Origin of the sequence: Clostridium sp. C1 (genome assembly GCF_018223625.1) — a bacterium.
Taxonomy (GTDB): domain Bacteria; phylum Bacillota_I; class Bacilli_A; order Erysipelotrichales; family Coprobacillaceae; genus Allocoprobacillus.
The window spans coordinates 146,730-158,200 of record NZ_CP073631.1 but is presented as its reverse complement, the minus strand read 5'-3'; the positions used below and the strand labels follow the sequence as shown (position 1 = coordinate 158,200).

The 11,471-nt window shown below is 29.5% G+C and carries 11 protein-coding genes and 1 tRNA gene; 3 read left to right on the top strand and 9 right to left on the bottom strand.

Features of this window, described 5'->3' with window-relative positions; genetic code table 11:
* Positions 1 to 34 precede the first annotated feature (34 nt).
* Complete coding sequence (locus KEC48_RS00790; protein ID WP_087358552.1) at positions 35 to 337, top strand: hypothetical protein; 303 nt, start codon at positions 35 to 37, stop codon at positions 335 to 337.
* A gap of 28 nt (positions 338 to 365) precedes the next feature.
* On the opposite strand, the gene KEC48_RS00785 is transcribed toward KEC48_RS00790, so the two are convergent.
* The 3 genes from KEC48_RS00785 to KEC48_RS00775 all read right to left on the bottom strand — a co-directional run bounded on the left by KEC48_RS00785 (position 366) and on the right by KEC48_RS00775 (position 3,792).
* On the bottom strand, positions 366 to 1,844 hold the full coding sequence (locus KEC48_RS00785) for a glycoside hydrolase family 1 protein (RefSeq protein ID WP_211963775.1): 1,479 nt from the start codon (positions 1,842 to 1,844) through the stop codon (positions 366 to 368).
* 111 nt (positions 1,845 to 1,955) lie between these two features.
* Positions 1,956 to 2,825, bottom strand: a complete 870-nt coding sequence (locus KEC48_RS00780; RefSeq protein ID WP_211963773.1) for a methionyl aminopeptidase — start codon at positions 2,823 to 2,825, stop codon at positions 1,956 to 1,958.
* Positions 2,826 to 3,716: 891 nt separating this feature from the next.
* Positions 3,717 to 3,792 (bottom strand) — tRNA-Lys (locus KEC48_RS00775).
* A gap of 107 nt (positions 3,793 to 3,899) precedes the next feature.
* Between KEC48_RS00775 and KEC48_RS00770 the strand changes: the two genes are divergently transcribed.
* Positions 3,900 to 5,420, top strand: coding sequence for an HAD hydrolase-like protein (locus tag KEC48_RS00770; RefSeq protein WP_211963770.1), 1,521 nt, complete (start codon positions 3,900 to 3,902; stop codon positions 5,418 to 5,420).
* Entirely contained in the window at positions 5,401 to 5,922 is a 522-nt protein-coding gene (locus KEC48_RS00765; protein ID WP_087358560.1) for a phosphatase PAP2 family protein, read from the top strand. Before KEC48_RS00770 ends, KEC48_RS00765 begins: the two co-directional genes overlap by 20 nt.
* Before the next feature lie 58 nt (positions 5,923 to 5,980).
* On the opposite strand, the gene KEC48_RS00760 is transcribed toward KEC48_RS00765, so the two are convergent.
* The 6 genes from KEC48_RS00760 to KEC48_RS00735 form a co-directional block, all read right to left on the bottom strand.
* A complete protein-coding gene (locus tag KEC48_RS00760; protein ID WP_211963768.1) occupies positions 5,981 to 6,706 on the bottom strand; it encodes a type II CAAX endopeptidase family protein in 726 nt (241 codons plus the stop codon).
* On the bottom strand, positions 6,699 to 7,571 hold the full coding sequence (locus tag KEC48_RS00755; RefSeq protein ID WP_211963767.1) for a DUF975 family protein: 873 nt from the start codon (positions 7,569 to 7,571) through the stop codon (positions 6,699 to 6,701). The genes KEC48_RS00760 and KEC48_RS00755 overlap by 8 nt, the downstream gene beginning before the upstream one ends.
* Positions 7,572 to 7,610: 39 nt before the next feature.
* Positions 7,611 to 7,943, bottom strand: coding sequence for a type II toxin-antitoxin system PemK/MazF family toxin (locus KEC48_RS00750; RefSeq protein ID WP_211963766.1), 333 nt, complete (start codon positions 7,941 to 7,943; stop codon positions 7,611 to 7,613).
* A gap of 85 nt (positions 7,944 to 8,028) precedes the next feature.
* Positions 8,029 to 9,150, bottom strand: a complete 1,122-nt coding sequence (locus KEC48_RS00745) for a CDP-glycerol glycerophosphotransferase family protein (RefSeq protein ID WP_211963765.1) — start codon at positions 9,148 to 9,150, stop codon at positions 8,029 to 8,031.
* Positions 9,147 to 10,193, bottom strand: a complete 1,047-nt coding sequence (locus KEC48_RS00740; RefSeq protein WP_211963764.1) for a CDP-glycerol glycerophosphotransferase family protein — start codon at positions 10,191 to 10,193, stop codon at positions 9,147 to 9,149. Before KEC48_RS00740 ends, KEC48_RS00745 begins: the two co-directional genes overlap by 4 nt.
* Before the next feature lie 151 nt (positions 10,194 to 10,344).
* Positions 10,345 to 11,460, bottom strand: a complete 1,116-nt coding sequence (locus tag KEC48_RS00735) for a glycosyltransferase (RefSeq protein ID WP_211963763.1) — start codon at positions 11,458 to 11,460, stop codon at positions 10,345 to 10,347.
* Positions 11,461 to 11,471: the final 11 nt, after the last annotated feature.

Sequence of the window (11,471 nt, the reverse complement as noted above, 5' to 3'; positions counted from 1 at the left end):
AATATGTTAAAATAATGACGAAAGAAGGGATATGATGTTTTTAAGATTACATGTGATTATTTCCAGTGAAAAATCAGAAGATGAAAAGCTGATTAAAGATTTACTTTATCAAATCAAACCAAATCTTTCTATCTCTCCTGCCAGAGAATATGCCGGATTAAAAGACCATAGTGAATTTTACGCAACTGGAGATATCACAGCTTCAGAAGTTCAACCATTATTAGATCAATTGAATAACGACTGGGATGGTGAACAGGATGATTGTATCTGCTATGGTTTCAATACTAAAATGTTTCATCCTCTCGTTTATTATCTTGGATTTACTTTATTTCAGTAAAAAAGTTTTAGGCATCCCTAAAACTTTTTTATGACTTCAAAAGAATTTCCCCGTTACTTTCAATAATCTCTTTATAACGGTAATAAGAGTTTTTAATATGACGTTCTAGTGTCCCATGACCATCATTAAAACGATCAACATAAACAAATCCATAACGTTTTCTCATTTCACCTGTTCCAGCTGAAACAACGTCAATAGGTCCCCAATATAAATATCCCATTACTTCTACACCATCTAATATAGCTTCATGAACATAATGTAAATGATCTTCCACATATTTCATTCTAAAAGCATCATCAATATGTCCATTTTCATCAAGGGTTTCATCCAAACCAATACCATTTTCAACAATAAATAATGGTAAATGATAACGATCATATAAAACATTTAAAATATAACGTATTCCTTTAGGATCAATAGGCCATGACCAAGGTTTTGGTGAACATCCTTCCAGATAAGGATTTTCCTTACCAGTGATTCCTCCAGTATCTCCACCATTATCATAATCCTGATCATATGTAGAAGAACGATAATAACTCAATGAAAAGAATTCCACTGTATTTTCTTTCATTAATTGAAGTTCAACTTCATTCATGACTGGTTGAAAATCATGTTCACGCCAGACACGTTGAACATAACCAGGAATTTCTCCAAAACAGAAGGCATCACCAAAATAGAAATTAGCCATTCTGACTGTATCATATGCTCCCCATACATTATCTGGATTACAATTGTAAGGATATGTTGCGACAGAAGATGATGTCAACATACATCCTACCTTGGCCTGAGAATCAATATCATGACAAAGTTTCACTGTCCATGCATTGGCAACACAAATATGATAATAAGCCTGCCATTTATCTTCAAATGTTGTTGACCCAATAGGATCATCTGGATTTTCTGGGTGTAATGTCAACACACCTCCTGCCACTAATGGATTACGCATCATATTATTGACTTCATTGAATGTTAGCCAGTATTTAACTTTCCCTTTATAACGCTGAAATACTGTTGTGACATAACGTTTCCAAAAATCAATTAAACGATGATCACTCCATCCACCATACTCTGTAAGAAGATGTAACGGTGTTTCATAGTGACTTAAAGTGATAACAGGTTCCATATGTAATTCAAGCATTTTATCAATCAAACGATCATAAAATTCCAGCCCTTTTTCATTAGGTGTGTCTTCATCACCATTAGGAAAAATTCTTCCCCACGCAATTGAAGTTCTAAAACAATTGAATCCCATTCCAGCCATCAATTCAAGATCTTCTTCATAACGATGATAAAAATCAATTGCCTCATGGCTTAAGTAAACTTTTTTTGGATCTAAGCACATCTCATATTTTTGTAAATCCTTATTCCACTTTATACCGGGATCCTTAGACCCAATACCAACCATCACATCTGTAACATTAGGGGCTTTTCCATCTTCCAGCCATGCACCTTCACACTGATTGGCTGCAACAGCGCCACCCCATAAGAAATTTTTAGGAAAACTCATTTTTTCATTACCTCCTTGTTATAATTATTGTACTCCTTTTTTGATAGAGATGATAAAAATTTCAAAAAATGAAATATAATTATAATATAAAAAAGCCGATAAAATCGACTTTTACATAGATAAAATTTCCACTCCAGTTTCTGTAATCAATATTGTATGTTCCCATTGTGCTGATAAAGAGCCATCATCAGTATATGCACTCCAGCCATTAGAACCAATATGGATATAACGTTTTCCAGCATTGATCATAGGTTCAATCGTAATCACCATTCCCGGAACAAGCAGTGTTGTCGGATAATGCGGATCAAAATGAAGAACATAAGGATCTTCATGCATGGATAACCCTACACCATGTCCACAAAATTCTCGAACAACAGAAAAACCATGTTGATGCGCATGAGTTTCAATTGCCCTTCCAATATCACTAATCGTACTTTTAAAAGGGCGAATAGATTCAATCCCCTTATAAAGACATTCTCTTGTCACTTCCACAAGTTGTCTTGCTTCTTCACTGACATCTCCAATCATAAACATACGAGAGGCATCCGCATAATACCCCTTATAACAAGACGTTGCATCAACATTAATAATATCTCCCTCTTTTAAAACAACCTGAGCATCAGGAATACCATGACACACTTCATCATTGATAGAAGTACAAATACTTTTAGGATATCCTTCATAATGGAGATCAGCAGACGATGCATCATGTGCTTTTAAATATTCTACAGTCATATCATCTATCTCCTGTGTTGTCATTCCAGCTCTTATATGACTTTCTATATAATCCAGCAACCCATTATTAATCACTGCAGCCTGTTTAATTCCTTCAATTTGTTTTTCATTTTTAATCATCTTATGTTGAGGGATAACATATCCCTGTCGTTTTAAATAACGTAATCTTTCATCAAATTTCTGATGACATTTTTTATATTTTTGATGACTTCCACACCAACATTCATCATTACCTAATCTTTTCATATAATCCTTCTTTCGTTAAATACTACTAACGAATAGTTTAAACCTCTTTCTATCACTTGTAAACAAAATCAATAAAAAAATCAGATATCATCTGATTTTTTTATTGCCTTAGTGTGTTAAGAGATTGATTTAATAACATGAGATAGTGAGAATCTGTTTGAAATAAGGCACTCTTTTTATTTAGCTATTGTCAAAAAGAACTGACAAAGGATGATTGACAATAGCCATATTTATTCTAACAAAACCAATAATGATATAAATCATTTTTCTATAAATTTTATCTTAAGATTATGTAAAACAATTGTCGTATCAATGCTGATTTTACAAATGAATCCTCACTTATATTTTTTCATCAAAAACATTATCACAATACATATTTCTATGTGTTATATCAAATATGCAAAGAAGTCAATAAAATTAACAGAAAGAATGAAAAATGTTTACAAAAAAACACATTTGGTGTATTATTTGAATGCGTAAAATCTCGAGTTACCCGTGTGAGCTCGAGGCTTTTATTTTTTAAGGAAAATGAACATTATGCATGAATATAAAACATTTGATTAACAGATTGATATATTAAAAAATCGTGGACTAATAATCAATTTAAACACAAAAGCTGATGGGACATGCTGATATTTCCACGACAAGAAAGATATATACGCATTTAAGACAAAAAGAATATGGAAGCTGATACAAAATTAAACAATTACATAAATAAAAAAATTAACAAGGAGAAACAGCCAAAATTATTAGTTAGCTGCTTTTTTTGATCCTTTAAAAGTCGATAAAAAACACAAAAACTCAGCAAACTTAGATACCCATTTTGATGGTTTTATTTATAAAAAAAACGAAAAACACTGATAAAATCAACGTTTTTCGTATTTCTTCAAATGGTCTCCCCGCACGGGATCGAACCGTGGACCCTCTGATTAAGAGTCAGATGCTCTGCCAGCTGAGCTACGGAGAGATAATCGACTTATATATAATACACTAAAGCTTATAAAAAATCAAGATATTTAAATGGAATATTTACATAATATTTGATATAATGTTACACATAAAGGTGGTGAAATAATGTATAAGCAATCTATTCAAGATATTCAATTAGTAATCATTCCTTTAGATGGTACTATTTTTAACCTCAATCGATATAGATATAATTACACCCACCATTTTTGTGAAAGTCATCATCTTGATTATTCACTCGATGATTTTTATCATCACCTTTGTAATATGTATGAAATGTATAATGATACCCCAGTTGCTAAAATTATGAACGAGGGACTTTATAATGCTAAAATAGAAAGAGAAATGATGCAGTATCTTACATATAAAGGACTCAAACCTAAAGAAGGATTTTTAGAACTGGCAGAATATCTTCGTCAAAAGAATATTCCTATTGCTGTCATATCGACACATCGTTATAAAGATGCCATAAAATATTTAGAAATGGCTCATTTAAGACAAAAAGTCGATTATATCATTGGTAGTGATATGGTGAGTATGCCTTTACCCGGTAAAGAAATGCTTGAAAATGTTTTACAACATTTTCAAATCAAACCTGAAAAGACTTTAGTTATTTCTTCATTTGAAGCTTTAAATAAAGCCAGTTATCAGCTTCATATGAATATCCTTTTTTGTGAAGATTTAAAAGCTGCCAGTAGCTATGAAAAAGAAACATCTTATCAGACATGTCATAATCTTTTTGATGTGTTTAATACTTTATTATTTGATAGATACAATGAAATGGATATGTATTCATCACTTCTAGGAATGCATAAACATATGTCAAAAAAAGAATTAGATTCTGTAAAAAACAAATGGGAAGAAGATTATCCAAATGATTCACAATTAAATCAAATTGTGAATCAGACTTATGCTTATCATTTAGCTCATTTGAATGAACCTGTTGTCAAAGATGGCAGTGTCTATATGCAAAAAACACGTTCCAGAAAAACTTTTCGTTTTGATGATGAAAATGAACCTGATGATACTCCTTCTAAAGAACCAGTAGAAAACCTTATTGATCAAGAAGAAAATAAAACGCAGCCTGTACAAAAATCATTTTCTTCTTTAAATTCAAAAGAAGAAGATGAATTAACTGCATTATTATCTCAAATTAATCATAAGAAAGATACGGATGTTTTGATTGATGAAAACAATCAAGACCATATTGAAAACGAGGATGAAGATGAATACGATGAAGAAACATCTTTTTCATGGATTGATTTTATTTTTAATTTTATTTATATTATTGCAACTTCATTTTTAATTATTTTTGTAGGTATTATTATTTATATAGCATTACTTCCTCAATTTGAAAATCCAAACATGTTTTTTCAGATTATTACTGTCATCTTTCAAGGATATTATGCTATGATTGAATCATGTTTTAGAGTTTTCTTTAATAGCTTACATACCCTAATTCCTATCATTCCAAATTATCAAGATTACCTCATACATAATCAAATGTTTTCTTTAGATGGCATACAACTCTTTAATATCTTTATTTTTCAAATTATCCTCATGAGTTTTATTAAAATCATTATTTATATTTTAAGGAGAGATTCTGACAATGAAAACCATTCTTCATAATATCCATCGCTATGATCTTCGACTGTCATTTTATATGACTCAGCTTTATCATCACCATATCCTCAATCATTTCATGAAGTGGATCAGTTTTTGTGGTAATTATGGTATGATATGGCTTTTTGTCGCTTTGATGACTTTCATCAACCCTGCTTCACGTTCAATGTCAATCCATCTTCTCATTGCTTTGATTGCTTCAGCACTGATTGGACAAATCTCTATTAAATCACTTGTTCAAAGACACCGTCCCTGCCATTTATATCCTCATATCTCATTGCTTGTTCCAACTCCTCATGATTCTTCTTTCCCTTCCAGTCATACAACTTCTGCATTTGCATGTAGTACGATTATCTTTCTTTTCTACCCATCTTGGGGTATTCTTGCTTATTTGTTTGCCTTTTTAACAGGAATTTCAAGAATCTATCTCTTTGTTCATTTTTTAAGTGATGTTATCTGTGGTATGCTTTTAGGTATAGGTATTGGTGTTTTCATTTATTATATTTAGAAACCAGCAGGTTTCTTTTTTTATAAAAAAAGGATCTTTGATCAACAAAAATCCTCAATTACAATAAAAGCATACACATAGAAATCATATTGTTCATCATATGAGATAAAATAGGGACATAAATATTATTGTTTTTTTCATATAAATAACTTAATACAAATCCCATAAAACAATATGAAAAAATCTGTATCCATTCCGCTGTATTTCCATTAAAGACAGCACTCATAATATGAATAAAACCAAATATAAATGATGAAATAAGATGAGCCATTTTGGGATTCCATTCATAAATCCAGCCAAAGACAATACCTCTAAATAACATTTCTTCTAAAATAGGTGCTAAAACACAAGAAACAAAAATCATTAAAACTGGATAAGAAGTTGTAATAGTTTCAATAAATTGCTGATTTTCACTTGCCTGATTTCCACCTAAAGTCATTGTGATTAAACCACCAATGATTTGACATGCATAGATAAGCAAAACACCTATAATACAACCCTCAATAAGATACTGCTTTAAATTCTTTTTAAAATCTCGCCATTGTTCTAGCATGCTATCTTTTAATAACCAACCTGCCAATCCTAATAAAAAGACATCAAAGATCAAATTTAAATAGGCATTCAGCTGATTATAATCAAATTCCAGTTGAAACTGTATAATAACAAATTTAAATAAAGCACTTAAAATCAATGAACCACAATAAACATAAAGAGGCAATATCACAAGCACAAACATCCACTTAGCTTGAGTTGGTACTCTCCTTGTAAAATGTTGATTAAACATATTGCTCATCTCCATTATAAGTATTTGTTTGTTCATAGCGATGATAAGCCAGTTCTTCAAAGAAAATCGCCTGTGCTAAATGAAAACGAGGTAAATAGCTATAAACACTGATAACTCCTGCAATAATTGCCGCTATTAAAGAACCTAAAACAGGTAAAAAAGACAATAGTTCTGCAATAAAACTTTGAATAATAACCATTAAAAAGATCCATCCAAAAAATGAAAGATATAACTTAAAATATTCAAAAATATGTCCTTTCATTAAAGAAAATGAAGCTTTCATAGCTTTTAAATTTTTCATATGAAATCTTTCTAATAAATAAGGCACTGCAAAAAGATATGAAGATACAAAGAATAAAATAATCAACAATACAAAATAACAGAGTACAAACATTGATAATGTTTGTGGAGAATGTTTGAGAATATATGACAATATATAAGCATAATTTCCTGTTAAAAGCATTTCACCAGAAATTCCCTGTAACGACTGTGATAGAAATACACCTATAATCACTAATAAAATATAAGCAACAATAAATAAAACAGCCATCATAAATATATTGATTAATATATATGTAGAAAACAATTCTTTAAAACGTTTGAATCCTACAAAAGCATCATCATCTTTTAATGACTGAGATTGATTTCTTACCATTTTTAATGAACTCACAATATAACCATGTGAAACCGTTAAAAAAGCAATACTCATAACTAAATAAAGTAAACGAGATAATATATCTTCTCCAATGTTAAAGATATTTGGAATTAATTCAAATAAAACAATCATCAACAAAATACGCATATATTGAGTTCTATTCATATTTTGAATTTGACTGGCTCTTTCTTTTATCATTTTTATATTCATTTTCACCACTCCTTAATTTCCAACATTATATCATATCTCTTATTTAATGTCTAAACTTGTTTTAATCGCCTGATTCACCTTTTCCATGAAAGTCTGAGATAAAACACCTAGACGCTCATCTATTCTTTTTTTATCAATGGTACGTATCTGTTCTAGAAGAATGACAGACTTCTTTTCTAAAAAAGGTGTTTCAATGATGACATGTGTTGGTAAATCATTTTTGGTCATCCTTGAAGAAATAGGTGCAACGATAACCGTTGTAGAATACTTATTACCTTTATTATTCTGTAAAATCAAAACTGGTCTATATCCACCTTGTTCACTACCAATAACTGGTGATAAATCTGCATAATATATTTCTCCCCTATTCATATTGTCCTCCTATCATACAAATAGTATATGAATAAGATAAGAAAAATATGATGAAATAAAATAAGAATGCACAAAATGGCATTCTTTATTTCCACTGTTTAATCATAAAACGAACAATATCTTGTGTATATGTTGTTTGAGGCTTGGCAATCATCTTATGAGCAAAAGATTGAATATCATATCTTTGTGGATGTCCCAAAGATTCTATAAGAGGTTTTGGTTTTTGAAAAATAGCTCCTGGTAAATCATGCAGATAATCAATATACATGCTACGTTTTCTCATATATTCTTCATAGTCAAATGCATAAAAAAACAAGGGTTTATTTAACAATGATGCTTCAAATATAACTGCTGAATAATCTGTAATAATATAGTTTGCAACATGAAAAAATTCTAAAGAAGTATATTGATGATCTTCGATAATTCTAGAATCATGAATATGAAATGTTGTTAATGGATGCAATTTTAATACAAGATGATATTGATTAAAATCTATAACATCAATAAGCTCTTTAATAGCGTTATAGAGTAAGTGGTCATCTTTTCTAAAAGTAGGAGCATAAACAATGATTTTTTTATCTGACTGACATAGTTGTGGATAAGTTTCTAGTATATTCTGGCTTATAACCTGTTTATGATTCTCATCAACTAATAAATCTGTTTTGGGTAAAGGAAAGACTTTGACTTGAGATAAGTTTACATGAAATGCATCAGCAAAGAAAGGTCTTGTATATTCACTGCTAGAAAAAACATAAGTATAATTTTTATGCATTCTCATTAAATGAGCAATCTTTGAACTTGATCCTTCTGGTTGGTCTAAAATGCTATATCCAAATTTTTTAAACGCACCTAAAGCGTGCCAAATTTGAATGACGACTAAGTCTGAACGTTGTTTTAATATACATACAGGAATGCAATAAGTATCTAAAATAACCATTTTAGAAGTTGCTATATGATACATTTGTTTTAACATATGAAAACAATATAAAATATGATTTTTCATTCCTTTTTTTAACATTTTTGCTAAAACAACATGTTGAATATCTGGGTTTATTTTTTTTGTTTCATCTATAATCATTTGAAAATCCAAAGGTGTCACATCCATTTGACGTGATATATAAGTTATCTTATTTTGAACTGGTAAACATTTCATAAAAAAATACAAAATATTTAATCCAAAAATACCAATATTAACAATAATACTCATGATTTTCCTCCTAATAATTGTTCTACAAAACGCTTTGTAGATTTTCCATCACAAGATGACATAAATTTTTTCTGAAATTTTTCCTTTTTTTGAGAATAATCATTTGGATTTAAAATAGCCTTCTCTAGTTCCTTTTGATTTTTAACAACTGGACCATAAGTATATTCTTCATAAGGATAAAAGAAATCTCGTGCTTGAATATATTCTTGTAAATCATAAGCAAAGAATATAGTTTGAATATCAAGTAATGATGCTTCAAAAATAACAGATGAATAATCCGTTATTAATATATCTGTTATAAACAATAAATCATTAATTTCACGCATTGAAGTCAAATCAATATAAAATTGAGGATCTAAAGTTTCTTGATATTTGTTTTTAATAAATGGATGTAATTTGATAATACAAACATAATCTTCACCTAATGATTGTTGTAAAGATGAAAAATGTATTTGACTAAAATCATAATAAGCCTTATGAATATCGTTACCTCTAAATGTAGGAGCAAATAATATAACCTTTTTCCCTTTTAACATTGGATATTTATCATATAAATCTTTTTTGATTTGCTTTTTATAATCTTTGTCAAAAAAAATATCTGTTCTAGGAATTCCATAACTATGAACATCTTGAATATCCATGCGAAAAGCTTTTGCATAATCTTTTCTAATACTTTCACTACTTACAATCGTATCTGTATAATGACGATGTGTCATAGAAAAACGATCATGATTTTGTTTTCTAGCAAAACCTACCGTTTTAAATGCTCCTACCGCATGCCAAACCTGTATCAATTTTGTCTGCTTTCTTAAAGGTATAGGATAAATAATGGGATAAAAATCATCTATGAGAATATATTGAGAAGTCGCCATATCTTTACAGATTGATTTTTTATCATGTTTCATCAAACTTGATTCATATAAATGTTTCTTGATAATATAACTTTCATCCAAAGCCTTCTCAATAAAATTAAAATTACCAGTCATTGTATTTCGAGAATCTGATAAAAACAAAACCTGTCTTGGTGTTATTCCATACCTCATTCTATACCATATATATATAAGTATATAATCTAAACGTCGAAGAACTTGTAAAAACATTTTTATATAACTTTTCAAAATCATCACCTGCTTTTATGCATTATAACATATCTTTTCATAAAAATAAAAAAATTATAAGTCATTTTCACATAACCTATAACTTTTTGAGATTTTCTTTTAATTTCATACAAAGCTTCCATATCCTTGAATAATAAAGGGCATAATAAATATGATATAAAAAGCCATGACCTCGTGTATATATATGTCGATTAGTCATTTGATATTGTGTTAGTAAAAACTGATGTGGAGTAAGTGTCATAACATCTTTAAAGTCTTGATAATCTTTTTTGACATAGAAGTAATCTTGATTTAATTGTTGTGAAATTTGAAAATCATGAATAAGACTTTGTTGTAATTTGATATATATTTTCATAAAGGATTGCACCATTGATTGTGTTTTTAAAGAATACAGCATACCATTTATAAGTCTATTGTCAAAAGACTGCTTAATTTCTGTTGTAAAATGAATATCATTTTTTAAATCTTGATATACTTGATAATAAGCTTGATAACTACAAAAAACTGTAGAAGATGCTTTACCCGTTAAACTTTGCGTATTATTAATACGATAATGCATTAATGGTTTATCAACAATAGTAATACACTCTGCCAAAAAATAAGACATCATGGAAAAATAAGTATCATTTGCTTGTTTAAGATTTTGAAATCTTAAATGATGTTTTTCTATAAAAGATCTTTTCCACATCTTATTCCATGGAACATTTGTAGAAAAATTAAAGATATAACGAGGATGGGTCTTTTTAGAAAAAGGAATATGATCTGGTAACATCTCTTTTTTTAAATATGTTCCTGTCTTAATGATCGTTTGAGTCAATGAATCATATCGGTTAGCTGCACATACACATAAATCAGCCTGATCTTTTTCACATTTTTTATACATACATTCAAGAGCATTCTTTTCAAATAAATCATCAGCATCCCAAAACACTACATACTTCCCTCTAGCAATACTTAACCCATTATTTCTCGCAACACCTGCATACTGATTTTGTTGTGTTAATACAATTAATCGAGAATCTTTATTTTGATAATCTTTTAATATGGATAGAGATTCATCAGATGAACCATCATCCACACAGATAATTTCAATTGATTTTAAAGATTGTCCAATAATAGTATCTAAAGTATCCTTTAAATATTGCTGAGCATTATAAACCGGAACAATCACACTGACTTTAATTTGATTCACTGATAAATCCT

Coding starts and splice junctions, on each gene's coding strand:
- KEC48_RS00790 (WP_087358552.1), top strand. CDS start 35: ATGTTTTTAAGATTACATGTGATTATTTCCAGTGAAAAATCAGAAGAT.
- KEC48_RS00785 (WP_211963775.1), bottom strand. CDS start 1,844: ATGAGTTTTCCTAAAAATTTCTTATGGGGTGGCGCTGTTGCAGCCAAT.
- KEC48_RS00780 (WP_211963773.1), bottom strand. CDS start 2,825: ATGAAAAGATTAGGTAATGATGAATGTTGGTGTGGAAGTCATCAAAAA.
- KEC48_RS00770 (WP_211963770.1), top strand. CDS start 3,900: ATGTATAAGCAATCTATTCAAGATATTCAATTAGTAATCATTCCTTTA.
- KEC48_RS00765 (WP_087358560.1), top strand. CDS start 5,401: ATGAAAACCATTCTTCATAATATCCATCGCTATGATCTTCGACTGTCA.
- KEC48_RS00760 (WP_211963768.1), bottom strand. CDS start 6,706: ATGTTTAATCAACATTTTACAAGGAGAGTACCAACTCAAGCTAAGTGG.
- KEC48_RS00755 (WP_211963767.1), bottom strand. CDS start 7,571: ATGAATATAAAAATGATAAAAGAAAGAGCCAGTCAAATTCAAAATATG.
- KEC48_RS00750 (WP_211963766.1), bottom strand. CDS start 7,943: ATGAATAGGGGAGAAATATATTATGCAGATTTATCACCAGTTATTGGT.
- KEC48_RS00745 (WP_211963765.1), bottom strand. CDS start 9,150: ATGAGTATTATTGTTAATATTGGTATTTTTGGATTAAATATTTTGTAT.
- KEC48_RS00740 (WP_211963764.1), bottom strand. CDS start 10,193: ATGAGGTATGGAATAACACCAAGACAGGTTTTGTTTTTATCAGATTCT.